Source organism: Streptomyces canarius (assembly GCF_014650735.1).
GTDB classification, from domain to species: Bacteria; Actinomycetota; Actinomycetes; order Streptomycetales; family Streptomycetaceae; genus Streptomyces; species Streptomyces olivaceoviridis.
On sequence record NZ_BMVN01000034.1, the window covers coordinates 77,028 to 103,794 of the forward strand.

Below are 26,767 nucleotides of genomic sequence, written 5' to 3' on the forward strand. Positions count from 1 at the left end.
AATACGATCCGCAGCACCGTGTGACAACAAGCAGGTGAGGCCCGTCGGCCCGAGGGCGGTCATCCTGGACCGCGGACACCGGGCACGGCGAGCGCACCATTCAGCGAATTCAAGGTGATCACCATGGCAACCGAGAGTGTCCTGCACCCGAGCCTCATCGTCCCGGTCGGGCACGTCGAGCCCGTACCCCGCCGCGTCCGGGGAATGATCGGCGGCCGTGTCGTCTTCGACACCCGCCGCGCGCTGTACGTCTGGGAGTGGCAGGCCTACCCCCAGTTCAGCATCCCGGTCGAGGACCTGGTGGACGGTGTGCTCGACGACGACAAGCACACGGAGCACCTCGGCGCCGGCCCGGCGCACCGTCACACCCTGCGGGTGGGTTCGGAGGTCCGGCCGGGGGCGGCGTGGGTCTGGGGAGAGGGCGCCCCGGGACCCCTGCACGACACCGTGCGCTTCGAGTGGGAGGCGCTGGACTTCTGGTTCGAGGAGGACGAGCCGGTCTTCGTCCATCCCCGGAGCCCGTACTCCCGCGTGGACGCCCTGCGCTCCGGCAGCAGCGTCAGAGTCGAGGTGGACGGTGTGGTGCTGGCGGACGCCCCCAACTGCGTGAAGTTGTTCGAGACGGGCCTGCCGACCCGCTACTACCTCGACCGTACGACCATCGACTGGACCAGGTTGCGGCACTCCGACACGGTGACCCGATGCCCCTACAAGGGGACGACGAGCAGCTACTGGTCGTTCGACAGCGACACCGCCTCCCACGAGGACATCGCCTGGATGTACGACTTCCCGACCATCCACGCCAACCGCATCGCCGGACTGACCGCGTTCTACAACGAGCACGTCGATCTGTACGTCGACGGCTTCCTGCTGCCGAAGCCCACCGACCCCACCCGGCCGGCCGCTGACTGACGACGCCGGACCAGCCGGCCCGGCCTGCACAGGATTCCTCGTGAAAGGCCGTGGCCGGTGAGCGGTTTACGCGCCGTTTTCACCGACGCGTCACACTTCGACTCCCGGCCCGGTCTCCTGAGGTGGAAAGTCCTTCCAAACCCACCCCATCGCGAGGAGTATGCCGTGAGCGACATCATTCTCGAACCCGCCGCACAGGAATTCGCCGACGCCACCGCCAAGCCGCCGCTGCTGTACGAACTCGGTGTCGAGGGCGCCCGCAAGCTGCTCGACGACGTCCAGTCCGGGCCGATCGACAAGCTCGACGTGGACGAGAAGTGGATCACTGTCCCCGCCGAGGCCGGTGACGTGAGGGTACGCGTCATCAAGCCCGTCGGCAGCACCGGCGTCCTGCCCGTGATCCTCTACGTGCACGGTGGCGGCTGGATCCTCGGCAACGCCGGCACCCACGACCGTCTGGTGCGTGAACTGGCCGTGGGCGCGGAGGCGGCCCTGGTCTTCGTCGAGTACGACCGCTCGCCGGAGGCGAAGTACCCCGTCGCCGTCGAGCAGGCGTACGCCACCGCCCAGTGGGTCACCACCAAGGGCGCCGAAGAGGGTCTGGACGGCTCCCGTATGGTCGTCGCCGGTGACTCCGTCGGCGGCAACATGAGCGCCGCCCTGACTCACCTGGCCAAGCGGCGCGGCGACGTCACCTTCCTGCACCAGTCGCTGTACTACCCCGTCACCGACGCCGGGCAGGACACCGAGAGCTACCGGCTCTTCGCCCACGGTCCGCACCTGACGGCGAAGGCCATGGAGTGGTTCTGGAACGCCTACACCACCGACCCGGCCGAGCGTGACGAGATCACGGCCTCGCCCCTGCGCGCGACCCTGGAAGACCTCCAGGGGCTGCCGCCGGCGTTCGTCGTGGTCGACGAGAACGACGTACTGCGCGACGAGGGCGAAGCGTACGCCCGCAAGCTGATCCAGGCCGGCGTGCCGACCACCAGCGTCCGCTACAACGCCACTCTGCACGACTTCATGATGCTGAACCCGGTTCGCGGAACTCGTGCCTCGACCGCGGCGATCGAGCAGGCCGTCCATGTGCTGCGCAAGGCGCTGGGAACCGACTGATCAACTGGTCGTTCTCGCGCGGCAATTCCGGAGGATCCCATTCACCGGTGTCCTCACCGGCGTACTTCACAGGCAAAATGAAAGGCCACTCTCTTATGAGTGCACAAAAGCCGACCATCGTCCTCGTCCACGGCGCGTTCGCGGACTCCTCCAGTTGGAACGGCGTCGTCGAAAGGCTCCAGTCGCACGGCTACCCGGTGGTGGCCGCGAGCAATCCGCTACGCGGACTGGCCAAAGACAGCGAGTACGTCAGACAACTCGTGACCTCCATCGACGGCCCAGTGGTCCTTGCCGGCCACTCCTACGGCGGCTCGGTCATCAGCAACGCCGCCGTCGGCCTCGACAACGTCAAGGCACTCGTCTTCGTCGCGGCCTTCCTGCCGGACGAGGGCGAGAGCGCGGTCACCCTCTCCGGCAAGTTCCCGGGCAGCACCCTGGGGGAGGCGCTCCACCCGGTACCGGTCACCCTGCCGGACGGCAGTCAGGTCACGGATCTCTACATCGAGAAGAGCAAGTTCCACCAGCAGTTCGCCGCGGACGTTCCGGAGGAGACCACGGCGGTCATGGCCGCGACCCAGCGACCCGTGGCCGACGTCGCGCTGGCGGAGGGTGCCTCCACCCCGGCGTGGACGGACCTCCCGTCGTGGGTTCTCGTGGCCACCGAGGACCGGAACATCCCGGCCCAGGTGCAGATCTTCATGGCGGAACGCGCGAAGGCCACCGTCGTGAGCGTCACCGCCTCCCACGCGGTCAGCGTCTCGCGTCCCGGTGACGTCGCGCGCCTGATCAACGAGGCGGCGCAGGCGACCGGCTGAACCGCCGGCCCCGGCGCATCGGGCCCCGCCGGGCGGCCGATCGAGTGGCGGTCGGCCGCCCGCAGGCGCGTCGGGAAGCACGCGCCGATGGCCGTTGCCCCGCCCCGCAGCCCGGTCCAGGTGCCGAGCGCCGGGCCACCGACTCTGGGAACGCATCATGAACATGAACAAGCAGGCAGCTCGTGGACTGGTCGACATAGAGGCATATCTGTACCGGGAGGCTCATCTCACTGCTGCTCGCCGGCGTGTGACGGCCTTCACCGCGAGGATGGACGGGCTGACCCACGAACAGAAGAGGGATATCGAGCTGTGGTATCTGGAGGAGCAGAAGTACGTGGCCCGCATGGTGACGAAGTACATCGCCGACAGTGTCGGCGCGGCCGAGACGGCGAACAACATCCGGTTCGGTCGATGGCTGCGCGGAACAGTGATCGCCATGGCGGTGATCACCGTGTTGACGTTCGTGTGCACGGCCGTCGTCGTGGGATCGGTGTCCTGATCCCCGCGCCGTGCGACCGGGGGGCATGTTCGGGAAGGGCTCGACGTCCTTGAACGCCAAGGTATCGTGGCGGCCGGGAGGCTGTCATGGCGAGGGACGGAGCACGGACCGGACTCTTCGGGCGGCGGGACGAGTGCAAGGTTCTCGATGACCTTCTCACGCAGGCCAGGGCCGGGCGAAGCGGGGTTCTGGTGCTGCGCGGTGAGGCGGGCATCGGGAAGACCGAGTTGCTGAACCACCTGCGCGACCGTGCCACCGGATGCCGTGTCGTCAGGGCTGCCGGGGTGCAGTCCGAGATGGAGCTCTCCTACGCCGGGCTGCATCAGCTCTGCGCTCCGCTGCTGTCCCATCTCGATGATCTTCCCGAGCCGCAACGCAACGCACTGCGCACAGCGTTCGGAATGCAGGTCGGTGACGCGCCCGACCGGTTCCTCGTCGGTCTGGCCACCTTGAGTCTGCTCGCCGGGGCCGTCGGCGACGAGCCGTTGGTCTGCCTGGTCGACGACGCGCAGTGGCTGGACCGTGTGTCGGCCCAGGTTCTGGAATTCGTCGCTCGCCGGCTGCTTGCCGAATCGATTCTGCTCGTACTGGCCGTCCGCGAGTCCGGCTCCCGCGAGATCCTCGCCGACCTGCCGGAGCTCGCTGTGCGTGGACTGAACGAGCGCGAGTCCCGCAGACTCCTCGACTCCGTCGTCACCGGGCCGCTCGACCAGCGTGTGCGCGACCGCGTCATCGCCGAGACGCGCGGCAATCCGCTGGCCCTCCTGGAGCTGCCGCGAGGCCTGACCGCCGTCGAGATGGCCGGAGGATTCGCAGGGCCCAAGGCCCGTCCCCTGTCCAGTCAGATCGAGGCGGGCTTCCTGCGAAGGATCCAGTCGCTTCCCGCGGAGGCGCAACAACTGCTGCTCATCGCCGCCATCGAGCCGGTCGGTGACGTGGCCCTGCTGCGGGATGCCGCCGAGCGCCTGGGAATCTCCGTGGACACCGCCGTGGCCCACGCCGAGGCCTCGGGACTGATGACGCTCGGCATGTGGGTGCGCTTCCGCCATCCGCTGGTTCGCTCCGCGGCGTACCGCGCCGTCGGCTTCGAGGAACGTCGGCGCGTGCACGCAGCCCTGGCCGACTCGATCGACGCGAGGCTCTATCCCGAACGCCGCGTATGGCACCTGGCGAGCGCGGTGACGGGACCGGACGAGGCCGTGGCCGCCGAACTGGAGGGATCCGCCGGGCGGGCGCAGGCGCGCGGCGGGGTCGCTGCGGCGGCAGCCTTCCTGCACCGGGCCACCGAACTGACCCCGGATCCCGTACGCCGCGGAGCCAGGGCCCTGGCCGCGGCGCAGGCCGAATACCAGGCGGGCGCCTTCGACGCTGCACGGGAACTGGTCGATGCCGCGGAACTGAGCCATCTCGACGAGGCCGGAGCCGCACAGGCGACCTTGCTCCGGGGACAGATCATGTCCGCGGCCAAGAGCGCCGGCGCCGGCCTGCCGCTGTTGCTCGAAGCGGCCAAGCGGCTCCAGCCGTACGACTCCGTGCTCGCCGGTGAGACGTACCGGGACGCGATCTACGCAGCCCTGACCGCGGGTCGGCTGGCCACGGGCGGGGTCCGTGACGTCGCCGAGGCGGTGCTGAGCGCGCCGGGCCATGTCGACACCGTGAGCCGTGAAGGTCTTCTCCTGACCGGTCTCGCACGTGTGATCACTGAGGGATACCCCGCGGGTGCGCCGATCCTCCGGAAGGCCGTCGACGCGTTCCGTACGGGAGGACTCTCCCGGGAGGAAGGTCTGGGATGGCTTCCGTTTGTGTGCCGCATGGCACACAGCACCTGGGACTTCGCCGCCTGGTCCGAGCTCTCGGCACGGCTGGTCGACCTCGCCCGCGGCAACGGAGCGCTTGCCGTTCTGCCCTCGGCCCTCCTCCTGCGCCTGTCGAACCGGGTGTTCGCCGGCGACCTCCGCGGCGCGGATTCCCTGGCCGTGGAAGCGAACGCGATCGGCGAAGCCACGGGCAGCAGCTTCTTCGCGTATTACGGAGCACTCGTCGTGGAGCCCTTCAAGGGACGGGAGTCCACGACCCGGCAGGCGATCGAAACCCTCACGCACGACCGTCTCCTTCGGGACGAGGGCAAGGTGACGACGGCGACCCAGTGGGCGGCGGCGGTCCTCTACAACGGCCTCGGCCGATACGAGGAGGCCCTCGCATCCGCCGAGCGTGGATGCGAGAACCCGCAGGAACTCGGACTGTCCCTCCAGTCCCGGGTCGAACTCGTCGAAGCGGCCGTACGACTGGGGCGGACCGCGCAGGCGGCCGAGGCCGTGCGCACGATCGAGGAGATGGCCCAGGTCAGCGGAACCGACTGGGCGCTCGGCATCTCGGCCGCCACTCGTGCCCTGGTGAGCGAGGGGCAGGACGCCGACGTCCTGCACGGGGAAGCGATCGAGCGGCTCGACATGGCACAGACCCGGATGGACGGCGCACGGGCACGGCTTCGCTACGGTGAATGGCTGCGCCTGGAACAGCGACAGGCCGAGGCCCGTTCCCAGCTGAGCGAGGCGCACACGATGCTCGGAGAAGCCGGGGCCGAGGCATTCGCGGAACGTGCTCGACGCGAGTTGCAGGCCGTGGGCGTGAAGGTGCGCAAACGCGCCTCGGCGACGCCGGTGGACCTCACAGCGAAAGAAGTCGAGATCGCGCGACTCGCCCAGGGCGGCTTCACGAACCCGGAGATCGGCGCCCGGCTGTTCCTCAGCCCGCACACGGTCGAATGGCATCTGCGGAAGATCTTCGCGAAGCTGGGGATCTCCTCCCGCAAGGAGATCGGCTCCGTGCCACTCAAAGGGACGCCGGCGACGTCCTGACCCGCCCGGTTTCCGGGCGGGCCCGGTCACCGGGGGCGCGGCTAGGCGGGGGAAACGTCCGGCTCCGCCAGCAACGTGGGTACGGTGACGATCTTGACCTCCCTGGTCAACAGGCGGTGAATGGGACAGCGCTCGGCGGCTGCCAGCAGCTGCTCCCGTTGCGCCGGCTCCAGATCGCCGGTCAGCCCGACGTTTTTGACGATGCGCCCCTGATCACCGAACCGTACGGCCACGTCGATGCGGTCGAGTGCCCAGCCGTGCCGGTCGGCCAGCGCCCGCACGGCCATGGAAGTGCAGGACCCCAGCGCCGCCAGGAGCAGCTCACCCGGGGTGGGACCCGCGTCGGTGCTGATGGGCTCGGGTTCGTCGGCCGTCAGGGTGTGGGGGCCGACCGCGATGGAGCGGGTGAGCCGTCTGCCTTCGGCAATGGACACGATGCGTGTGTTCATGGGTCTTCCTCTCGACCGAGGTGCGGGGACCGGGTAGCTCATCCCCTTTCGCACAGACCGAGCGGCGCACGTGTGTGTGACAGGCCGGCCCGGGACAGCGCAGTGCTGTCCCGGGCCCCCTGCCGCGGTGCGCGGCGCGGCCCACCAGGGCATCACCAGGGCACCACCACGCAGCCTCCCACGGGTTCTCCATGGCGCGGTCGCCGCGCTGCCGCGCGAGGGTTGGTCGCGCGGCGCTCCGACGTCGCTCACCCACTCCAGCGGCAGGAGCCGACCGTGGACACGTATCTGAGGGAACGCAGACGCTCGCCGGTGCAGGACAGCCGCGCGATGGCCTCGGCGATCGACGATCTGGAGGGCGCGGTGTCCGTGTTCCTGCGGGCCCGGCCCTCGTTGATCAGCATCGCCTATCGGATCCTCGGCAACGCGAGCGAGGCCGAAGACGTGATGCAAGAGGTATGGCTGCGGTTGCAGCGTACCGACCGCACAGCCGTGCACAGCCCTCCGGCGCTGCTGCGGACGATCACCGTACGGGTGGCGATCAACGTGCTCCAGTCGGCTCGCAGACGGCGGGAGTACTGCGCCACCCCGTGGCTTCCGGATCCGCCGGACCCCGATGCCACGCCGGACGCGGTGGCCGAGCGGCAGGACGCCGTGGAGCGAGCGGTCGCCCTGTTGCTGGAGAAGCTGACACCCCAGCAGCGCGCCGTGTACGTCCTCCGGCAGGGTTTCGGATACCCGTACGACCGGATCGCCGGGCTCCTGGACCTCTCCGTCGCCAACGCCAGGCAGCAGGTCACCCGTGCACAGCAGCGTCTCGATGCACCGTGGCGACGGCAGCCCGTGGATGTCGTCGCGCACCGCCGGCTGGTGCAGGCGTTGCTCGCGGCCGCACAGGTGGGCGACCTGGCCCGTCTCGAGCAGGTCCTCCTGAGCGACACCGGAGAACCCATGAGCGCGTCGGATCATGGATGAGCTGGCGGCGAAGGTACGAGCCGGCCGGAGCGCCGTCCATGTGGTGCGCGGGGAGGCCGGCATCGGCAGGACCGCCCTCCCGGACCATCCGGCGGCCAACGTGCCCGACTGCCGGACGGCCCGCGTGCCGCCCGTGAGCAGCTCGGCATCACCTCCCGCCGGCAGCCGCGCACCGTGCTCACCGGGTGGCCGCCCACCCCGACGGCGTGAGACCGGCCATTCCCACCTCGTCGTGTCACAGCGGGAGCGCCTGCCTTGTCTGTACGGCGGAGCAGGGATCCGTCGTCGTTACGAGGAGGCAATCACATGCGGGTGGCCGTGGCCGGAGGAACCGGCATGGTGGGGAAGTTCGTCGTGGCGGAGCTGCGGGCCGCGGGACACCGACCTGTGGTTCTCGCCCGTTCGCACGGCGTGGACCTGGCCACCGGCGTCGGCCTGGAAGACAGGCTGTCCGGCAGTGACGCGGTGATCGATGTGACGAACATCGTCACGACGAGGAGGAAGACCGCGGTCGACTTCTTCTCCCGGGTCACCGGCAACCTGCTTGCCGCCGCCCGGTCGAACGGGATCGGGCATCTGGTCACCTTGTCGATCGTCGGCAGCGACGAGGTGGATTTCGGGTACTACTTCGGAAAGCGCGTTCAGGAGGCACTGGTCCGCGACGGAGGCGTGCCGTGGACGGTGCTCCGTGCCACCCAGTTCTTCGAGTTCCCCGAGCCGCTGCTGGACAACCGGTCACCGGTGGTCATGATGCCGAGGATGCTCACCCAGCCCGTCGCCGCCCAGGACGTCGCCGAGAAGCTCGTCGAGCACGCGGTACAGGGCCCTTCCGGCATGGCACGGGAGATCGCGGGGCCCGAGCGGCTGGACATGGTGGAGATGACGCGCCGTATCCTGCGCTCGCGGGGCCGGCGGCGGCTCGTCGTGCCGGTGACACTTCCCGGCAAGGTGGGCAACGCCATGTCAGGAGGCGGCCTGCTGCCGCGCGGGGAGTACGTCCAGTGCCGCCGGACGTTCGACGAACACCTCGCCTCCTTGGGGCGGTCCATGACAACCGGTCGGTGACCGGCGACGGGGGTGGGCCCGTCGTCCGTCGGCGGCGAGCAAGCCCCCGGGCGGTCGTTCCGCGGAACCGTCACGCCGGCGCTCCCAGCGCCGAGACATCGGGTCACAGCGCCGTGTGCAGGTGCCGCCGGGAGGGGATGCCGAGCTTGGCGTACACCTTCCGCAGGTGCCACTCCACGGTGTGCGGACTGAGGAACAGCTGCGCGCCGATCTCCGAGTTGGTCAGACCCTCCCGGGCCAGCTGCGCGATCTGGGTCTCCTGGGCGGTCAGTGTCTCCGCGGCGACACCGTCGCGCCGGGTCACCGTCTCACCGGTGGCCCGCAACTCGCGGACGGCGCGTTCGGCGAACGCGCCCGCACCGAAGCGGCTGAAGAGGACGTGTGCCTCGCGCAGGTGTTCCCGGGCGTCCACGCGACGGCTCTCCCGCCGCAGCCACTCCCCGTAGAGCAGGTGGGCCCGGGCCAACTCCACTCCGGCCTGGGTACGTCCGAGTCGTTCGATCGCCTCGCGGTACAGCTCTTCGGCCGCGTGGCCTCGACCGAGCAGCGCCCGGGAGCGCGCCTGGACACCGAGCGCCCAGTTCGTGGCGGCGGCTTCCGTGGCCCGGGTCAGCCGGTCCAGTGCGACCTCGGCCGCGTCGTGGCGACCGCTGCGCGCCGCGGCTTCCACCAGTTCGACCAGTCCCCAGTTGACCGCGATCAGGTCCTGCTGGTGCGCGGTCGCCAGACGGGCCGCGTCGAAGGCCTCCTCGTATCTGCCCAGGCCGTTGTTGAGCACGGCTGCCGCCCGCAGTCCGATGGCCACGCCGAGGCCCTCACCGCGGTGGACGGCCTCGTCCGTGCCGGCCTCGATCAGCGGAGCGGCCTCGTGTTCGCGGCCCTGCCAGGCGGCGAGCGTCATCGTGCCGTACGGCGCGAAGCTGGTGCCGGCCGCCTCCTGCACCCGGGTGATCTCCGCGAGGAGCAGTGCCGCCGCGTTCAGTTCGCCGGCGCACGTGTGGAGGACGGCCCGCGAGTTGAGTGCGAGGGGCAGCTCGGCCAGCGCGCCGACGGCCCGCGCCGTGCGGACCTGGCGTGTCACCAGCTCCGTCCAGCCCTCGTCGTCCCACATCTCGGCCGCCAGCGCCGAAGCCGGCCACGACAAGCGCAGGATCTCCTCGGGGTCGTTCTCACGGCGCAGCGCCCGTACCGCTTCGCGCGAGGCGGCGACCGCCTCGCGGTATCCGGCGGTGAAGCGGATGGCCAAGGCGTCCAGAAGCAGATCGGCGGTGCGCGGCGGTCCCATGACGGGCGGCAGCGCCTTCCGCGCGGTCGCCGCCACCTCGCGTACGTGCGTGCCGGAGGCGAGGCGTCCGGCGAAGATGGCGGCCGACAGGGCGTCCAGAAAGGTTTCGCGAGCCAGGCCGGCGTCGAGCGGCACCAGGCGCCGTGCGGTGGTCAGCAGAAGGCGGAGCGCCTCTTTGTCCCGGCTGGAGGCCAAGGCGATCCGGGCCTGGAGGAGGTCCGCGCGGGCGCGACCGAGTGCGTCCAGGACGCCGCTCCCGGCCAGCGCCAGCAGATCGCGCGCCGCAGCGGGCGCACCGGCGCGGAGTTTCGCCTGAGCCGCGGCGAGGGCGCGCTTCGCCTTGCGCCGGGGGTCAGGCGTCAGTACGGCCGCGTGTGCGAGGAACGCCGCCGAGGCGGCGGTGCCGCCGCGGGCCAGCGCCCGTCCGGCCGAGGACTCCAGCTCGGCGGCGACCGCCTCGTCCGGCCGCACCGTCGCCCGCGCCAGGTGCCACGCGCGGCGGTTCGGGTCGAGGTCGGGGTCGGTCGCCTCCGCCAGGACGCGGTGGATCTCCCGCAGCTCCGCCAGCTCGGCCGACCGGTAGATCGCGGAGCGCAGGAGCGGGTGCCTGAAACGCACCAGAGCCCCGATGTCGAGCAGCCCCGCCGTCACCGCCGGGCCGGCCGCGGCGGCGGAGTCGATGCCCAGTCGCTCGGCGGCACGCCTGAGCAGCGCCGCGTCACCGACCGGCTCGGCGGCGGCGAGCAGCAGCAGGCGCTGCGTCGCGGCCGGCAGCGAGCGGACCTGCGTGAGGTAGCTTCGCTCGATACGGCCGGTCACCGGTCCGGGATCGGGCAGGTCGAGCCCGTCGGCCGGCCCCGCCCCGATGCGGCCGCGGGGGAGTTCCAGCAGCGCGAGGGGGTTGCCACGTGCTTCGGCGAGGACCCGGTCGCGGATCCGCTCGTCCATCGGGCCGTCGGCCGCCGCGTCCAGGAGCGCGCGCGCATCGGCGTCGTCGAGGCCGTCGAGCCTCAGCTCGGGCAGACCGGCCCACTCGTCGCGTCCTCGTTGTTCACGGGAGGCGAAGACCAGGGCCAGCGGTTCGGCGTGGATCCGCCGCGCTACGAACGCCAGCGTGTGCGCGGAGACCCGGTCCAGCCACTGGGCGTTGTCCACGAGACAGAACAGCGGCTGCTCGGCGGCCACTTCGGTCAGCAGTCCGAGTACGGCCAGACCGACCAGGAACCGGTCCGGAGGTGGTCCCGTGCTGAGTCCGAACGCGGTGGCCAGCGCTTCTCCCTGCGGGGGCGCAAGGGAGCCGACGCGGCCGAGGAACGGGGCGCACAACTGGTGCAGCCCCGCGAACGGCAGTTCCATCTCGGACTCGGCAGCCGCCACACGGGCGACGCGGTGTCCGACGACGCGTGCCGCCAGGTGATCCAGCAGAGCCGACTTCCCGATTCCGGCGTCACCGCGCAGGACCAGTGCGGCGCTGCGTCCCGCCTCCACCTGCGAGACCAGCTCTTCGAGCGCCTCACACTCGCGGCGCCGACCACGCAGCCGCGCCGGACCGTCCCCACTCATCCTGACCCCCGCACGTGGGGGAGCATAACAACGCCATGAGCGGCTCAGCCGGTCGTGGCGGGGGGAGGAGCGGGCCGTCTTCCCCGCTCCTCACAGGCGCATCTCCACTCGCTCGCCACGCACGGCAGCGGGCGCGCCGTCGGCGGCGAGCACTCTCTCCAGGGGCACGAGGTCGCCCGACCGGGCCGCAGCGCGGAAGGCCCTCACGAGCCGTCGGTGTGCGTCCGGGTCCACCGGCCGGGGCCGCCGGCTGCCGGCGAGACGCTCTTGCGCACGGAAGGCCTGCTGTCTGGCATTGGGGACGCTGACGTGCAGGATCTGGGAGATACGGGCGTAGGGGTAGCCGAACCCTTCCCGTAGGACGTACACCGCGCGCTGGCTCGGGGTCAGCGTCTCCATCAGCAGCAGGACGGCTCGTTCGACGGCGTCCTGCAACTCGGCCACCGTGTCCGGACCGGCCTGGTGGTCCGTCGCATCCGGCAGCCAGGCGCCTGCGCACGTTTCCTGGCGTCTGCGGGCGGACTGGACGACATTGACGGCGAGCCGGATCGTCGTCGTCCTGAGCAGCGCCGGCGGGTTGAGCACGACCGTCCGGTCGGTTCCCTGCCACCGCACCCATGTCTCCTGGAGGACGTCCTCGGCTTCGACCGCGTCGCCGGTGATGCGGTGGGCGATCCTGAGCAGTCCGGGCCGCGCCCGGACGAACACCGACACGGCCTCACGGAATTCGTCGGCGGCCGGGCGGGCCGCCATGCCCGGAACGTCCCGGACCGGTCTGGCTCTGGTCGGATACGGCTTCACGACCGGCTCCTTCGCTCGACTGGAAGGCGCCCCGAAGGGCGGCAGACGCCAAGGTCGCACCCAGGTGTGACCGATCGCGCCCCCCGGAGGCCGTGGGCGGGTTCGTAGTGGTCCGTGGCGGACCCGTGGCGGATCGGTGACGGTTCATGCTCGTGCGCTCCGTGGACGAGCGCGTTCCGATGACGACCGGCCGCTGCCCGGTGTCCGGGTCGGCTTGCCACGCGGAACGGCCCCCTTCGGTCGAAGGAGGTGCTCAGCCGCGCGTCTCAGCGACATCACAGGCCCGCTCGACGCGGTCGGCCATGGGTCCGGTTGTCCTCTCGTCGCCGAATCCAGCAGCGCGAAGGCGTCGAGGTCCAGCCCCTCCGGCGTGAGTCCGGGCAGTCCGGCGAACGGGCCCTCACCACATGGCTCGCCGGAGGCCGGAGACGGTCCGGAAGGGCGGACCCGCCGATGCCGGCCTCGCCCCGCAGCACCGGAACGGCGCTGCGCCCGGCCTTCAGCATGGAGCACAGCCGGTCGAGACCTCGCACGCGCTCCGCCACCCGCGCAGCTGCCCCCGTACGAGGACGGCGTGCAAGTGACGCGGATCATGGACATGGGAAGGCATGGCTGCCTCGCGACGGCCGATGTTCTCTTGGCGGCATGAACGAAAACCCTGCGGTTCCCTTCCCTGCGCCGTCCCACTGGATCGACGGCCGGCCTCTGCGAGGTTCCGGGCCGTTGATCGACGTGGTGAATCCCGCCGACGAATCGGTGATCGCCGTGGTGCCCGAGGGCACGGCCGAGGACGTGGACAAGGCGGTGGACGCCGCGCTCGCCGCCTTCCCGGCATGGGCGTCGACGTCCCCGCAGCACCGTGTGGCCGTCATGCGGCGCCTGGCCGAAGGCCTTCAGCAGCACTCCGAGGCACTTGCCGCCACCATCACCTTGGAGATGGGCGCCCCGATCGGCTTCTCCCGACAGGCGCAGGTGGGGTTCCCCGTCGCGGCGACCCTGGCCGCGATCTCGACGGCCGAGCGGTTCGAGTGGACGGAGGTGGTCGAGAACTCGCTCCTCATCCGCGAACCCATCGGCGTGGTGGGAGCCATCACCCCGTGGAACTTCCCGCTTCAGCAACTGGTGACCAAGGTCGTCCCTGCGATGCTGGCGGGCAACACTGTCGTCCTCAAGCCCTCGGAGAACAGCCCGCTCAGCGCCCGCATGTTCGCTGAGATCGCCACCGAGGCGGGTCTGCCGGACGGTGTGTTCAACGTGGTGCAGGGCACCGGCCCGGTCGTCGGCGAAGCACTCTCCCGCCATCCGAAGATCGACATGATCTCCTTCACCGGGTCCACCCGTGCAGGCAGAAGCGTCTCCGTGGCCGCCTCCGGCACGGTCAAACGCGTCGCACTCGAACTGGGCGGCAAGGCGGCCCACATCGTCCTTCCCGAGGCAGACCTCGACTTCGCCGTCCGTCGCGGACTGGCTTACGCCTGGGCCAACGGCGGTCAGGCCTGCGGCGCCTACACGCGCCTGCTGGTGCCCGAGAGCCTTCAGGAGACCGTGGTCGAGAAGCTCCGGGACGCGGCCGAGGAGTACGTCGTCGGCGACCCCGCCGACGAGGGCACACGGATCGGCCCGCTCGCCTCGGAGACCCAGCGCCGGCGCGTCGACGACTACATCCGGCGTGGCATCTCCGACGGCGCCACGCTCGTGGTCGGCGGCCCCGGCCGGCCAGAGGGCTTCGAGACCGGTGCCTACGTCAGGCCCACGATCTTCTCCGACGTCGCCCCCGAGTCCGTCATCGCCCAGGAGGAGATCTTCGGCCCTGTCCTCGTCGTCATCCCCTACGTCGACGACGACCACGCCGTCGAGATCGCCAACGGCACGATCTACGGCCTCAACGGTGCGGTGACCGGTGACGAGGACCACGCCATGGCGATCGCCCGGCGCTTGCGCGTCGGCCAGGTCGATGTCAACGGTGGAGCGCACAACTTCCAGGCACCGTTCGGCGGGTACAAGCAGTCCGGCAACGGCCGGGAGATGGGCCGTGCCGGTATCGAGGAGTTCCTGGAGACCAAGGCGATCACCCGCTGACACACCGCGTCGCCATCACCCCGGGAGGCGAGCCGGGACGCCGACGCTCCTCCCGGGGCGGCGCGGCCGTGGGGGGACGCCCCTCGCACGGCGGCCGACGCCGTCAGGGACGCCCTCCCTGTGCTCGCGAAGGTGCGGGACGGCACACTGTCGCGGGGAATGAGCGGTCCTGGCCGCGTTGCTCACATGACCGGAGCACTTCGCGAAGGCCGCGGTCGAGGCGGCGCCCTCTCCCGCAAGCCCGGTCAGGACACCCACGGACGGGCAATACCGTGGGGGACGGCACCGTCCCGTGCGAAAGGACAGCCATGGCAGACCGGGCAGCACTGGCAGCCTTCCTCCGGGCGCGCCGCGAGGCCCTCCAGCCGGAGGACGTCGGACTGCCCCGCGGGCGCCGCAGGCGTACCGGAGGGCTGCGCCGCGAGGAGGTCGCGGCACTCTGCGACATGTCGGTGGACTACTACAGCCGGCTCGAACAGCCACGAGGTCCCCACCCCTCGGAACAGATGCTCGCCGCCATAGCCCGCGGACTGCACCTGTCACTGGAAGAGCGCGACCTCCTCTTCCAACTCGCCGGTCACGCCCTGCCCCACCGGGTGCGGCGCGGCGACCACATCAACCCGGGGATGATGCGCATCCTGGACCGGCTGGAGGACACCCCCGCCCAGGTGATGAACCACCTGGGCGAGACACTGAAACAAACACGCCTGGCGGTGACGCTGCTGGGTGACACGACGGCCCACACCGGACTGGCGCGCAGTGCCCACTACCGCTGGTTCACCGACCCGGCCGCCCGCCTGGTCCACCCCGAGGACGACCACGCCCAGCAGAGCCGCCTGATGGTGGCGGACCTCCACGGCGCGTACATCCGCGACGGCGGCGACTCGCGTGCCGCCGAGCTCGTGGACGCGCTGAACGGGGAAAGCCCCGAGTTCGCCGAAATCTGGCGCGAGCGCCCCGCACTGGGGCCCTATTGCGCCTCCAAACGCTTCCTGCACCCCCAGGTCGGGACGCTGGAACTGCACTGCCAGACACTGGTCGACCCCGACCAGTCCCAGCGGCTCGTGGTGTACACCGCGACACCGGGCACCGAGAGCCACACCAACCTGCGCCTGCTGTCCCTCCTGCCGAACGCCGGGGGACAGCCCGTACCGGGCAGACCCTGAGGGAGTCGAGCGGGTGGTTGCCGCGGTGGCCGCCTCCGCCGCGCTCCGAGGCCCGCCCGCCGGCTCCGTGGACGCGCTACCGGAGCAACCGCGCGTCGGCCGGGACGTCGCGCATCAACTCGGCGATGTGGGTCGGGATGGGCGCGACGGGTTCACGGCGCACCCCGGTCGCCGGGGACCACACCAGATTGACGTCCAGGTCGGGGTCGACGTCGGGGTGGTCGGACCGGTGGTGACAACCCCGTGTCTCCCGCCGCTCCAACGCGCACAGAAGTGTCGCGCGAGCGGCGAGGACGGCGGACCTGAGATCGAAGGCGTACGCGAGGTCCTGGAAGCCGCCGATGTCGACGTGCACGCCCACGTACGCCATGCGGGCCTCGATCGCGTCGAGTTCGGCGAGCCCGGCGGCGAGCCCCGCCTCGTCCCGCACGACACCGGCGCGCTCCGTCATCAGGTGCCGCACCGACCGTTGCAGCGCGCGGACGTCCTGGTCGCCGTCGGCGACCGCGAGCCGGTTCACGTCCGCCTCCGCGGCGCGAACCGCCGCCGGCGACCGTTGCTGGGAGGTGAGCCCGGCCGAGTACTCCGCCGCGGCCCGGCCGGCGATCCGGCCGTAGACGAGTGGTTCGATCAGCGAGTTCTCCTCCAGCCGGTCCGCACCGTGCAGACCACTGGCCGCCTCCCCGACCACGAAGAGCCCGTCGACATCGGTGCTGTGGTCCTCGGGCCGTACCCAGACACCGCCCAGGGAGTACTGGGCGGTCGGCGCGACCTCGACCGGGTCACGGGTGACGTCGAGCATCTGGAGGTCCAACAGCGCCTGGTGCACCCGCGGCAGCCGCGTCAGCACCGTCTCACGCGGCAGGTGCGACAGGTCGAGCCACACGCCGCCGGCCCGGCTGCCGCGGCCCTCCTTGATCTCCGTGTAGGCCGCCAGTGCGACCCTGTCCCGGCTGCACAGCTCCATTCGCTCGGCGTCGTAGCGCGTCATGAACCGCTCGCCGAGGTTGTTGAGCAGGACCCCGCCCACGGCGCGTGCCGCCTCGCTGACGGGCATGCCGGCCGCGTTCTCCGGCCTGATCAGTCCGAAGGGGTGGAACTGCACCAGCTCGGGGTCACGCAACCGGGCGCCGGCCTCGACGGCGAGGCGGAACGTGTCGCCGGCGTTCTCGCCTCGACGCGATGACGTACGCCGCCAGATGCGCGTGTGCCCTCCGGTCGCGAGGACCACGGAGTCGGCGTGCACGAGGTAGCGCGAGCCGTCGACGAGATCGAACCCATAGGCACCGAAGACAGTCCCGTCGTCGACCAGCAGCCGGGTGACGTACACGTTCGACAGGACGGGAACGGCGAGCTGCTCGGCGCGTTCACGGAGCGCTCGCCGCACGTCCGGGCCGGCGTGCTCGCCGGTGAACGCGGCACGGCGGTACGTGTGGTCGGCGAACCGGCGCCGGGCGGCCCCGCCGCGGCCCTGGCGGTCGAGACGCATGCCGTAGCGCACCACGTCGTGGAATCCCTGCGCGGCGTGGCGGGCCACGACCTGCGCGGTGCGCGGGTCGGCCAGCAAGTGCCCTGCCCGCAGTGTGTCGGCCGCGTGCCGTTCCCACGTCTCTTCGGGACCGGTGGCGAAGGGCGCCTCAGCCGCACACCCGGATGTCGTGACAGTGTGGTGGACGTCGTCAGCCGCGCGTTTGGCCACCACGACGACCGCGATGCCGGCCTCGGCGACTTCGATGGCCGCGCGGAGGCCAGCTCCACCGGCTCCCACTACGAGAACGGACGTGGCGAGCTGGTGTCCGAGCGAAGACACGGGACCTCCTGCGACAGCGGACGGGCGAGATCATAGGCAGTGGTCGACCGGACAGCGGCCTCGTGTGTGACAGCGTCGGAGCAACTTTCGCTGTGGAGTCCGTCACAATGATCCGACACAAGTTGTAGGGGCCGCCCGGGTATCGTTGTGAGGATCGCTCCGACAACCGTTGTGGCAGCCCTACACCCCCGGATTCCTCCAAGGAGCCGCGTCGTATGATCGCCAGCCCGCATCCCGACCTGGTCGGCCGGCATCGCGAGTGCGCGGCCCTCGACGACCTGCTGGCCGGGCTGCGTGAAGGCGGGTCCCGCGTCCTGGTGGTCCGTGGCGAGGCCGGCATCGGGAAGTCGGTGCTCCTGGAATACGTCGCCGCGCGGGCGTCACGGGTGAAGTCGGCCTGGGCACACGGCATCGAGGCCGACATGGAGCTGCCCTACGCGAGCCTGCACCAACTGTGTACGCCGTTCCTGGACGAGCTCGACGAACTGCCCGAACCCCAGCGCGACGCCCTCCGCGTGGCGTTCGGGATGGCGATCGGGGATCCGCCCGACCGCTTCCTGGTCGGCCTCGCCGTGCTCACACTGCTCACCCGGGCCTCGGAGAGCCGGCCGGTGCTCGTCCTGGTCGACGACGCTCAGTGGCTGGACCAGGTGTCGTTGCAGACCCTGGAGTTCGTGGCCCGGCGACTGCTCGCCGAGGCCGTCGCGATGGTGTTCGCGGTACGTGACCCCGAGGGTCACGACGCACTCCACGGTCTGCCGGCACTGCGGATCGGCGGTCTCGACGCCGTCGCTGCAGGAGAGCTCCTTGAGGCCGCCGTCGGCGGGCGGCTGGAGAAGCGGGTCCGCAACCGGTTCGTGGCCGAGATGGGCGGCAACCCGCTCGCGCTGCTCGAGTTCTCCCGTGGCCGCAGCGCCGCCGAGCTGGCGTACGGCCTGGACTCGTCGAGGTTCCGGAGCGTCCAGGGACCGGTCGCGAGCCGTGTCGAACGGGACTTCGCCAGCCGGCTCGGTTCGCTGCCGGCGGCGACCCGGACACTGCTGCTGATCGCCGCGGCGGAACCGGTCGGTGACGCGCGTCTGCTGGTCCGCGCGGCCGCCTCTCTCAAGATCACCCCCAATGCCGCACCGGCCAAGGCGGCCGGTCTGATCGAGTTCGGTGAGTCCGTACGGTTCCGGCATCCGCTGGTCCGTTCGGCGGTCTACCACGGAGCCGGGCCCGAGGAACGCCGGGCGGTGCACCGGGCGTTGGCCGAGGCCACGGACCCGGTCCTGGACCCCGACCGGCGCGCCTGGCACGCCGCCCAGGCCGCCGACGGGCCGGACGAGGAGGTCGCCGCCGGGCTGGAGCAGGCCGCCGACCGCGCGCGGCAGCGCGGCGGGATCGCGGCCGAGGCGGTACTGCTGGAGCGCGCGGCCGAGGTGACGCCGGACCCGTGGCCGCGGGGGCGCCGAGCCCTCGCAGCCGCCGAGGCCCACTTCTCGGCCGCCGCGCCCGATCGGGCCACGGAGCTCGCGACGGTGGCCGAACTGTGTCCCCTGAGCGCCCTGGACCGCGCCCGCCTGGCGCGCCTGCGGGCCAGGATCCTGTTCGCCCGCAGCCGCAGCGACGAGGCGGCACCCCTGCTCCTCGAAGCCGCCGCACAGTTCACCGCCGCCGGGTCGCCGCTGGCGCGCGAGACGTACCTGGAGGCGATCAGCGCGACCATCTTCGCGGGCCGGGTCCACGGTCCGACAGGTGCCCGCGCCGCCGCGATCGCGGCCCGCGGGTCCGGGGCGCCCCCCTCGGGCTCCAAGGCCGCCGACCTGCTCCTGGACGGTGTGGCCGCGCTCCTCGCGGACGGCTGTGAGGCCGGTGTCCCGGCACTGCACGGCGCGCTGGAGCTGCTCGCACACGAGGAGCTCGGCACGCGGGAGGCGACCGTGCGCTGGCTCCTGCTGGCCCCGGTCGCACTGGAGGCGTTCATCCACTACGCCTGGGACCTGCACGCGTGGGACACGCTGTCGAGTCGCGCGGTGCGCCTGGCCCGCGACATCGGAGCGCTCGGCGCGCTGCCACCGGCCCTCGTCTACGCCGGCGGGGTCCACATCCACTACGGTGATTTCGCCGAGGCGGCCCGGATGATCGACGAAGCCGACGCGCTCGCCGCCGCGACCGGCCACGCCCCGCACAAGTACGCGACGCTCGTCCTGGCAGCGTGGCGAGGCGAGGCGGACGTCGCCGCCGGCATCATCGAAGAAGCGCGGCAGCGGGCCGAACAACGCGGCGAGGTGGGACTGCTGGGCGCCATGGGCTACATCCAGGGCGTGCTGTTCAACGGTCTGGCACGCTACGAGGAGGCCTTGGCGGCCGCCCGCACGGGCATCGACCACGACGGGTTCAACTTCACCGGCCTGTCGCTGGTGGAACACGTCGAGGCCGCCACCCGGTGCGGTGAGCTCGACCAGGCCCGCGCCTCGCTGGCCCGGCTGGTCGAACTCACCCGCGCCGCCGACTCCGGATGGGCCCGTGGCGCCAGCGCCCGCAGCCAGGCCCTCCTCGCCGACGGTGACGAGGCCGACCGCCTGTACCGGACCGCGATCGAGGAGTTCGGCCGCGGCAGTGTGGCCGTGGAGGTGGCACGCACCCACCTCCTGTACGGCGAGTGGCTCCGCCGCGGCAACCGTCGTGCGCTGGCCCGGGAGCACCTTCGCACGGCTTACGAGATGTTCGACAAGATGCCCGCCCACGCGTTCGCCGAGCGGGCCCGCCGCGAGCTGCTCGCCACCGGCGAGCACGTCAGGGTGCGGGAGAGCGTACCGACGAGCGCCCTCACCCCCCAGGAGGCGCAGGTCGCGATGCTCGCCGCCGACGGCATGACGAACGCGAAGATCGGCGCGGAGCTGTTCATCAGCCCGCACACCGTGGAGTGGCACCTGCGGAAGGTGTACACGAAACTCGGTATCAAATCGCGTCGCGCACTGCCGGGTGCCCTCGCGAGTACCCCGGCCGCGGGCACCGGGAACCAGGTGCCGTCCGGCTGAGGGCCGGTGCCGGGCCCCAGGTGACCCCACGGGGTCCCTACGGGCTCGACCACGGGTACCAAGGGCGCGGTGAGCGGTGCCTCGGGCCGAGGGTGGAAGGCAACGCCCCGAGGGGCGCCCGCCCGCGAAGAGAGGTTCCCGAATGTTCGCGCCCAGCCCGGAGACGACGACGCCGACCGAACCCCCGGTCACCCGGCCGGGCGAGGACGACCTGGACATCGCCCTCGACACCTTCCTGGCCCAGCGGACACGGCTGTTCCGCATCGCCTACCAGATTGTCGGTGACGTCTCGGCAGCCGAAGACGTGGTGCAGGAGGTGTGGCTGCGCTGGCAGCTCACCCACCGCGTGGAGATCAACAATCCGGCCGCGTTCCTGACCACGGCCACGACCCGTCTGGCGATCAACGTCGTCCAGTCCGCGCGGCACCGTCACGAGACACCGGCCGAGCCGCAGCTGGCCGACCTCGGCGACCGGGCCGCCCAGGATCCCATGGTGTGTGCCGAGCGAACCGTGGCAGTCGAGGCGGCCCTGGCCCTGCTCATGGCGAGGCTGACCCCGGACCGGCTGGCCGCCTACGTGCTGCGCAAGGCCTTCGACTACGCCTATGCCGATCTGGCGGGGCTGCTTCGGATCAGCGTGCAGAACGCCCGCGTGGTGGTCCACCGAGCGCAGGCCCGCCTGGAGTGCGACCGCGAACGGCCGGTCCCCGCCGAGTCGCACCGTCGTCTCGTGTCCGCGTTCCTGACCGCGGCCAGCACCGGCGACCTGGAAGACCTCATCCGGTTGCTGATCCCCGGCAGCCACGTGCACCGCCTGCTGTCGCCGGCCTGAGAGGAGGCACGAACGGCGCGACCCATGCGGAGCCACGGTCGTGCGCCCACGGCGCTGCCGTGCCCGCCCGCAGCGCGCAGTCGTGTGACTGCCGGATGACGGCACCGGAGAAGGCACGCGAAACCGTGGCACGGCCTGCCACCCGGCAAGTTCCCCGGCTCACGCGCGTCCCCGGAGGAACAGTCTCCCGGCCGAGCCGGTGTCACACGGAGGGGACCTTGAAGCGCGGCGCCGGGTGACGGCCCGAGCCGTGATCCGGAGCACCGGGCGCTCACCAGTGCGCTCATGATCGCAAGCGATGTTCGACATGTACCGAACGCCCGGTAACATGGTCGGCATGCCGGACCACTCGTCCCCTGCCGACAACGAGATCGCCCTGCCGCGCCTGCTCGGAGTGCTGAGCGACCCGACCCGGCTGGGGATCGTCCGCATCCTGTCCGACGGTGCCGAGCGCGGATGGGGGCAATTCAGCGCCCCCGTCGCCAAGTCCACTCTCAGTCATCATCTCAAGATGCTGCGCGAGGCGGGTGTCACGCAGACCCGTCAGGAGGGCACGCGCTGCTATGTGAAGCTGAGGCGTGACGCCCTTGAGGCCCGTTTCCCCGGCCTGTTGCCGGCACTGCTGTCCGCCGCTGTCAGCGACGACATCGGAGACCATGTCACCGAGCGCGACGAACCGGCGTAACTACGTCATTGTCGGCGCCCCGTACTGAATGCGCTGTGTGTCCCCGGGCGGGTGATCCCTCGCCGCAGAGGTTGTGACGCGGGCTGCCACCGGACCTGGCGTCCGCCGCACTGGTCGCGGTGTGTCGTGTCACCCATGCCACTGTGTGCCCATGGGGGGCGAACGCCCCGAAGCGCCCCTGGGGGAGGCGACCGGGCCTGATCGGCGCCGATCGGTGTCCGGCATGCTCCAGTCCCCGTCGCGTGTGACACGCCGTGAGTCCGTCGCCCGGCGGAGCCTCTTCTTTCCATTTGACTGTGACACGAAGCCTCCATAATGTTCTATGTACAACGAACATCGAACAAGGAGAGCCTCATGCGTGCGGACCCCCTCGACCGGACCTTCTCCGGCCATGTCGCGATCGTCACCGGCGCCGGATCCGGTATCGGCCGGGCCACGGCCACCGCCTTCGCCGAGGCCGGCGCCCACGTACTCGGTGTGGGTCGACGTGAGGCGCCGTTGCGGGAGACGGCCGCGGCCCACGCCAACATCGACGTCCTGGCGATCGACATATGCGGCGACGGCGCACCTGCCAAGGTTGTCAGTGCCGCCGTGGAACGCTGGGGCCGCCTCGACCACCTCATCAACAACGCCGGCGCGACGGCGGTCATGCCACTGGCGGAGACCGACAAGCAGACGATCGTCGATCTGCTCGCGCTCAACGTCGTCGCTCCGAGCCTGCTGGCCCACGAGGCCCTGCCCCACCTGCGGAGGACCTCCGGGACGATCATCAACGTCTCCAGTACCTACGGCCACCGTCCCATGGCGGGCGGCGCGCACTACTCGGCGACCAAGGCGGCCGTCGAGCAGATGACGCGGAGCTGGGCCCTGGAGCTCGCCGGCGAAGGTGTCCGGGTCAACTCGGTCGCCCCCGGCCCCACCCGGACCGACGTCATGCTGCACGCCGGCCTCTCCCCGGAGGCCGCCAACGACATGTACGCCTACGAGCGCGACCGTATCCCCACGCACCACATCGCGAGCGCTGACGAGGTGGCCCACTGGATCCTTCGTATGGCCGATCCCGCCGGGCGCCATGCGACCGGTCAGGTGATCACCGTGGACGGCGGGCTGGAACTCATCTGACTCCACCGCCCCCGGCCCGCTCCTGACGGCTCGCCACGATCTCGCGTGGCCCGGGGAGATCCACGGGAACCCGTGAGCCACGTGAGGGTGCCTGCGGCGTACCTGATCCGACGAGCTGAGCGCGGTCAGACGGGTCCCGGGGAGCAGCGAGGCGGTCGGCGCGCCGGGTCGGCCGGACGCCGCGGTGGCTCCGTCGATGAGACGGTCGGCTGCCGCGTCGGTACGGGCGACGTCATGGGTCACCAGGCGGTCCTGGCACAATCCGCGCAGGCCGGAGACGAGTAGCGTGGCCGCGGCCCGTGCCTGCTCCGGCGGGTGGCCCAGCCGGATGCAGGCGGCGGTGATCGGGCCGATCATGGCCTCGACAGTGCCGGAGGCCGACCCGCCGTACTGCTGAGGGCCGGTGACGGCCAGGCCCCGGCGCAGCCCGACCGCGTCGCGGACGTCGTCGAACATCGCATGCGCGTCGGACCGGTTGGCGATCAGTGCCTGTGCCGGCAGTTCGCACGACTGCCGAAGGGGTACAGAAGCATGGAGTTCGTGGACGCCGTCCTGCCCTGGACCGCGGACGGCGACACCTTTCGGCTGCCCGCCACGCCGATCCAGCCGCACTGTGCTCCTGACCGATGACACACGGTGGGCCGTTTCCGCGCGGACCCGCCCACGGCCGAGACGCTCGATCGATCCGCGGCGGCGCCCGGGCGATGAAGGGCACTGCCTCGCGACGGCAGTGACCGAGCCGGTCGCCCAGGGCGTCCGGCCGGCACTGGAGCGAGGGATGCGGACGGGCTCAGCGCACGGAGACGACCGTCAGGGTCTTGAGGGGGCCGGCGCCACGCAGGGTGAGGTCGAACAGCAGGTCTCCCTGCCCAGGGCGCAGGCCAGCCGTGTGACCAGGGGCGATCTCCCGTTCCGGGCCCTGCCGGCGCTCGCCCTCACGCGGCCCGTGGATGACGCTGACGTACACGGTGGACGGCCCGGCGTTGCGTATCCGCACCTGCGTGGTCTTCGAACAGCGCCGCGGCGCGTCGGGCACCGGGCACACGTAACGCAGGTCGCCGAAGCCGTACGTGCCGCAGGACAGCTCCTGGTCGGCGGGGAGGACGGAACGGCAGGTGCGCCCGGCGCCGACACGGTCGTCACCCGTGTCGGCGCCGTCGTGCGGGAGCGAGATGCCGAGGGCGACCAGGGTCAGGGCGGCACAGGTCAGCCACGTGGCGGCCGATATGCGTTCGGGGTGTCTACGAGTGGCTAACAGCGTGGGGCGACGTACGGCGTTCACTGAAGTCCTCGACACGGTTCGGCGGTTCACACCGTTCAACCAACGTTATGTTGGCAGTGTTCTCCCGCCATGACCAAGCATCGAGTGAATCTGTGACACGGATGCGCCTGTCCCTTCTCCCGCCAGTGTGCGGAAGCGCCGCGGCGCCGATGACACACATCGTCCGCCGGGCCGCGAACCGGGCCCGTGTGGGGGCGTCCGGCCGTGCCTGCCAGGCTCCGTGCGGCTACCGCAACGTCGTGACGTGACAGCCCGCTCCATTGTCGTACGGCACCACCGGCGCCACCACTGCGGGCGGCGGTTCAGGCCGGGAAGGCGAACAGGCGGTACTCGGAAAGCGTCGTGAAGCCGAAGCGCCGGTACAGCGGCTCTCCCGCTGGGCTCGCCACGAGCGCGGCGGAGCGCATCCCTCTCTCCTGGCCCGCCCGGAGCGCGGCGACCGTCAACGCCGCACCGATGCCCCGCCGGCGATGCGCTTCGGCCACGTGCACGAGGAAGATCCCGGCCACCCGGTGGGCGTTGATCACCACCGTCGACCCGACCACCCGGCCGTCCAGTACCGCTGCCAGCCGGACGATGTCCGCGTTGTCCTCGCGTTGCGACTCGATGCGCACCATCTCCGGCTCCAGGCCGGGCGCGATACCCATCGACGTCCGGTACGTCCGGACCAGCTCCGCCAGCCGTTCGCCGTCCCGCACCGTCTCCACCCGCAGGCCGGCGAGTGCACCGTCCTGACCGGTCGGACCGAGCGTGTCGGCCGGGTGGCCGAGCGACCTCACCAGCACCGGCAGGACGGCGAGCTCCCGTCCGCCGTGTCGCCGCAGGGCGTCGGCGGTGTCGTCGGGGCTGTCGGGCCCGACCCACCACCACCAGGGAAGATCCGCCAGGTCCCGGCGAACGGCCGCCACGGCCGGCCCGATCGCGGACGTGGACCGCGCGCGCACCACGCCGTTGAACTGCGGGGTGGCGAGCCCGCTGCGGAACTGATCGACCTCGGGCCCTGGGCGGCTCTCCGCGTCCCATCCCAAGAGGTACTGGCGGAAGTTGGCGAACACCGACGCCATCGGGCCGGGGACCCGGGCAGTCTCCCGGGATTGCGTCCGGTCATCGTGTGGTGTGTTGTTCGCCCTTGCTGCATGCATCATGAACACGGCCTTCTTGCTTCGCGGTTCTGACGGGGGCTCGGTGAGTGTAGTGCCGTCCGGGGTGAGGTTCCCGGCGGGAGGTCCAGGACGAGGCGGTCCTGTGGTCGCCGTTGTGTCCGGCGTGTGCGTTATGGTTCTGGCCGGCGATCTCCAACCCACGACTGTCCTCCACAGTGAGGACCAATGACGTGTCTTGTCAGGGACCGTCCCACGACCCGTGGATCGCTTTCAGCGTCTTCACCCGATCACGTCAGAAAGAATCGGATGCGCATCAAGAACGCGGGCGTCGTGCTCGCAGGTACCGTCGTGATGGCTGCCGTGGCCGTGACGCCCGCCGGCGCCGCCACCACCAGCCTTCCCAGCCCGTCGGTCACGGGTGTGCTCGCCGTGCAGAAGCAGGCGATGGCCAACGGGGCGCCTGGCGCGCTCACCCGCATCGACTCGGGGGCCTCCAGCTACCGGATCGCCGTGGGGAAGGCGGACACCGCGGCCGGCACGGCGATGGACGCCGACCGCAGGTTCCGCGTCGGCAGCGTCAGCAAGACCTTCACCACCGTGGTGCTGATGCAACTCGTCGCCGAGGGACGTATCGACCTGGACGCGCCGGCGAACGACTACCTCCCCAAGCCGCTGCCGGACGACCGCATCACGGTGCGGCACTTGCTGAGCCATCGCAGTGGCTTGTGGGACTACACGAACGACATGTTCTACCACACCGTCCCGGGCTTCGAGGCGGTCCGGAACAAGGTGTTCACGTTCCAGGAACTGATCGACCTCTCGACCGCGCACCAGCCCACCAACCAGCCAGGCGCCGCCTACAGCTATTCCAACACCAACTTCGTGGTGCTGGGCCAGCTGATCGAGCACGTCACCGGTGTGCCGATGGCCACGCAGTACGAGCAGCGGATCTTCCAGCCGCTCGGCCTGAAGAACACCTCCTACGTGCATCCGCGGACGACCATCACCGGCTCCTACGCGCGGGGGTACGTCCGCGACGACGACACCACTCTGCCGCTGGTGGACTCCACCGAGCAGACCGTCTCATGGGCTCAGTCCGCCGGCGCGGTGATCTCGAACTCGGCGGATCTGAACCGGTTCTTCGCCGCGATCGTCACCGGCAAGCTCGTCCCGCAGCCGCAGTTGCGGGAGATGATGAGCATGGTCCCGGTGAACGCGGACGGCACCCAGTCCTACGGACTCGGCCTGCGGGGCAGGAAACTGTCCTGCGGCGTGACGGTCTACGGTCACACCGGCACCGTGCAGGGCTACTACACGTACGCCTTCA

General features: G+C 71.0%; 20 protein-coding genes and 1 pseudogene. 15 read left to right on the forward strand and 6 right to left on the reverse strand.

Annotated elements, in window-relative coordinates:
- Positions 1 to 123: 123 nt before the first annotated feature.
- The 5 genes from IE294_RS34090 (at position 124) to IE294_RS34110 (ending at position 6,200) form a co-directional block, all read left to right on the forward strand.
- Positions 124 to 912, forward strand: a complete 789-nt coding sequence (locus tag IE294_RS34090; RefSeq protein ID WP_189892586.1) for a DUF427 domain-containing protein — start codon at positions 124 to 126, stop codon at positions 910 to 912.
- Between the two features lie 165 nt (positions 913 to 1,077).
- Positions 1,078 to 2,028, forward strand: coding sequence for an alpha/beta hydrolase (locus tag IE294_RS34095; RefSeq protein ID WP_189892588.1), 951 nt, complete (start codon positions 1,078 to 1,080; stop codon positions 2,026 to 2,028).
- Between the two features lie 95 nt (positions 2,029 to 2,123).
- Positions 2,124 to 2,843 (forward strand): alpha/beta fold hydrolase, encoded by a 720-nt coding sequence (locus tag IE294_RS34100; protein ID WP_189892590.1) that lies wholly within the window; start codon positions 2,124 to 2,126, stop codon positions 2,841 to 2,843.
- A gap of 157 nt (positions 2,844 to 3,000) precedes the next feature.
- Complete coding sequence (locus IE294_RS34105) at positions 3,001 to 3,342, forward strand: hypothetical protein (RefSeq protein ID WP_189892592.1); 342 nt, start codon at positions 3,001 to 3,003, stop codon at positions 3,340 to 3,342.
- 86 nt (positions 3,343 to 3,428) lie between these two features.
- Entirely contained in the window at positions 3,429 to 6,200 is a 2,772-nt protein-coding gene (locus IE294_RS34110) for a helix-turn-helix transcriptional regulator (RefSeq protein WP_189892594.1), read from the forward strand.
- Positions 6,201 to 6,241: 41 nt separating this feature from the next.
- On the opposite strand, the gene IE294_RS34115 is transcribed toward IE294_RS34110, so the two are convergent.
- Positions 6,242 to 6,649 carry an OsmC family protein gene (locus IE294_RS34115; protein ID WP_189892595.1) on the reverse strand — a complete coding sequence of 136 codons (408 nt, stop codon included), beginning with the start codon at positions 6,647 to 6,649 and terminating at the stop codon, positions 6,242 to 6,244.
- A gap of 276 nt (positions 6,650 to 6,925) precedes the next feature.
- On the opposite strand from IE294_RS34115, the gene IE294_RS34120 reads away from it, so the two are divergent.
- Together IE294_RS34120 and IE294_RS34125 are read left to right on the forward strand one after the other, a co-directional pair.
- A complete protein-coding gene (locus IE294_RS34120; RefSeq protein ID WP_189892597.1) occupies positions 6,926 to 7,624 on the forward strand; it encodes a sigma-70 family RNA polymerase sigma factor in 699 nt (232 codons plus the stop codon).
- Positions 7,625 to 7,930: 306 nt separating this feature from the next.
- On the forward strand, positions 7,931 to 8,689 hold the full coding sequence (locus IE294_RS34125; RefSeq protein WP_189892599.1) for an SDR family oxidoreductase: 759 nt from the start codon (positions 7,931 to 7,933) through the stop codon (positions 8,687 to 8,689).
- A gap of 103 nt (positions 8,690 to 8,792) precedes the next feature.
- Here IE294_RS34125 and IE294_RS34130 read toward each other — a convergent pair whose 3' ends face one another.
- Positions 8,793 to 11,537 (reverse strand): helix-turn-helix transcriptional regulator, encoded by a 2,745-nt coding sequence (locus IE294_RS34130; protein WP_189892601.1) that lies wholly within the window; start codon positions 11,535 to 11,537, stop codon positions 8,793 to 8,795.
- A 90-nt stretch (positions 11,538 to 11,627) separates the two neighbouring features.
- Positions 11,628 to 12,338 carry a sigma-70 family RNA polymerase sigma factor gene (locus tag IE294_RS34135; protein WP_189892603.1) on the reverse strand — a complete coding sequence of 237 codons (711 nt, stop codon included), beginning with the start codon at positions 12,336 to 12,338 and terminating at the stop codon, positions 11,628 to 11,630.
- Positions 12,339 to 12,950: 612 nt separating this feature from the next.
- On the opposite strand from IE294_RS34135, the gene IE294_RS34140 reads away from it, so the two are divergent.
- Both IE294_RS34140 and IE294_RS34145 read left to right on the forward strand, forming a co-directional pair.
- A complete protein-coding gene (locus tag IE294_RS34140; protein ID WP_189892629.1) occupies positions 12,951 to 14,417 on the forward strand; it encodes an aldehyde dehydrogenase family protein in 1,467 nt (488 codons plus the stop codon).
- Between the two features lie 308 nt (positions 14,418 to 14,725).
- Positions 14,726 to 15,583, forward strand: a complete 858-nt coding sequence (locus tag IE294_RS34145) for a helix-turn-helix transcriptional regulator (RefSeq protein ID WP_189892605.1) — start codon at positions 14,726 to 14,728, stop codon at positions 15,581 to 15,583.
- 76 nt (positions 15,584 to 15,659) lie between these two features.
- On the opposite strand, the gene IE294_RS34150 is transcribed toward IE294_RS34145, so the two are convergent.
- Positions 15,660 to 17,393 (reverse strand): FAD-binding protein, encoded by a 1,734-nt coding sequence (locus IE294_RS34150; protein WP_189892607.1) that lies wholly within the window; start codon positions 17,391 to 17,393, stop codon positions 15,660 to 15,662.
- A 215-nt stretch (positions 17,394 to 17,608) separates the two neighbouring features.
- Here IE294_RS34150 and IE294_RS34155 point away from each other — a divergent pair, with 215 nt between their 5' ends.
- The 5 genes and pseudogenes from IE294_RS34155 to IE294_RS48040 all read left to right on the forward strand — a co-directional run.
- Positions 17,609 to 20,416, forward strand: a complete 2,808-nt coding sequence (locus IE294_RS34155) for a helix-turn-helix transcriptional regulator (protein ID WP_189892609.1) — start codon at positions 17,609 to 17,611, stop codon at positions 20,414 to 20,416.
- Positions 20,417 to 20,558: 142 nt separating this feature from the next.
- Positions 20,559 to 21,248, forward strand: a complete 690-nt coding sequence (locus IE294_RS34160) for a sigma factor (protein WP_189892611.1) — start codon at positions 20,559 to 20,561, stop codon at positions 21,246 to 21,248.
- Between the two features lie 337 nt (positions 21,249 to 21,585).
- Complete coding sequence (locus IE294_RS34165; RefSeq protein ID WP_189892612.1) at positions 21,586 to 21,933, forward strand: ArsR/SmtB family transcription factor; 348 nt, start codon at positions 21,586 to 21,588, stop codon at positions 21,931 to 21,933.
- A 354-nt stretch (positions 21,934 to 22,287) separates the two neighbouring features.
- Complete coding sequence (locus IE294_RS34170) at positions 22,288 to 23,055, forward strand: SDR family NAD(P)-dependent oxidoreductase (RefSeq protein WP_189892614.1); 768 nt, start codon at positions 22,288 to 22,290, stop codon at positions 23,053 to 23,055.
- 531 nt (positions 23,056 to 23,586) lie between these two features.
- Positions 23,587 to 23,679: pseudogene (locus IE294_RS48040) on the forward strand (LysR family transcriptional regulator); the annotation flags it as partial.
- A gap of 166 nt (positions 23,680 to 23,845) precedes the next feature.
- Here IE294_RS48040 and IE294_RS34175 read toward each other — a convergent pair.
- Both IE294_RS34175 and IE294_RS34180 read right to left on the reverse strand, forming a co-directional pair.
- Positions 23,846 to 24,337 (reverse strand): hypothetical protein, encoded by a 492-nt coding sequence (locus IE294_RS34175; protein ID WP_189892616.1) that lies wholly within the window; start codon positions 24,335 to 24,337, stop codon positions 23,846 to 23,848.
- 302 nt (positions 24,338 to 24,639) lie between these two features.
- Positions 24,640 to 25,401 carry a GNAT family N-acetyltransferase gene (locus IE294_RS34180; protein ID WP_229917563.1) on the reverse strand — a complete coding sequence of 254 codons (762 nt, stop codon included), beginning with the start codon at positions 25,399 to 25,401 and terminating at the stop codon, positions 24,640 to 24,642.
- A 345-nt stretch (positions 25,402 to 25,746) separates the two neighbouring features.
- Between IE294_RS34180 and IE294_RS34185 the strand changes: the two genes are divergently transcribed.
- Positions 25,747 to 26,767, forward strand: a 1,021-nt coding sequence (locus IE294_RS34185; RefSeq protein ID WP_189892620.1) for a serine hydrolase domain-containing protein, incomplete at its 3' end; no start/stop codon positions are given.

Bases quoted from the DNA above. Each gene is read 5' to 3' on its own strand.
- IE294_RS34090 (WP_189892586.1), top strand. From the start codon at position 124: ATGGCAACCGAGAGTGTCCTGCACCCGAGCCTCATCGTCCCGGTCGGG.
- IE294_RS34100 (WP_189892590.1), top strand. From the start codon at position 2,124: ATGAGTGCACAAAAGCCGACCATCGTCCTCGTCCACGGCGCGTTCGCG.
- IE294_RS34105 (WP_189892592.1), top strand. From the start codon at position 3,001: ATGAACATGAACAAGCAGGCAGCTCGTGGACTGGTCGACATAGAGGCA.
- IE294_RS34110 (WP_189892594.1), top strand. From the start codon at position 3,429: ATGGCGAGGGACGGAGCACGGACCGGACTCTTCGGGCGGCGGGACGAG.
- IE294_RS34115 (WP_189892595.1), bottom strand. From the start codon at position 6,649: ATGAACACACGCATCGTGTCCATTGCCGAAGGCAGACGGCTCACCCGC.
- IE294_RS34125 (WP_189892599.1), top strand. From the start codon at position 7,931: ATGCGGGTGGCCGTGGCCGGAGGAACCGGCATGGTGGGGAAGTTCGTC.
- IE294_RS34130 (WP_189892601.1), bottom strand. From the start codon at position 11,537: ATGAGTGGGGACGGTCCGGCGCGGCTGCGTGGTCGGCGCCGCGAGTGT.
- IE294_RS34145 (WP_189892605.1), top strand. From the start codon at position 14,726: ATGGCAGACCGGGCAGCACTGGCAGCCTTCCTCCGGGCGCGCCGCGAG.
- IE294_RS34155 (WP_189892609.1), top strand. From the start codon at position 17,609: ATGATCGCCAGCCCGCATCCCGACCTGGTCGGCCGGCATCGCGAGTGC.
- IE294_RS34160 (WP_189892611.1), top strand. From the start codon at position 20,559: ATGTTCGCGCCCAGCCCGGAGACGACGACGCCGACCGAACCCCCGGTC.
- IE294_RS34165 (WP_189892612.1), top strand. From the start codon at position 21,586: ATGCCGGACCACTCGTCCCCTGCCGACAACGAGATCGCCCTGCCGCGC.
- IE294_RS34170 (WP_189892614.1), top strand. From the start codon at position 22,288: ATGCGTGCGGACCCCCTCGACCGGACCTTCTCCGGCCATGTCGCGATC.
- IE294_RS34180 (WP_229917563.1), bottom strand. From the start codon at position 25,401: ATGGCGTCGGTGTTCGCCAACTTCCGCCAGTACCTCTTGGGATGGGAC.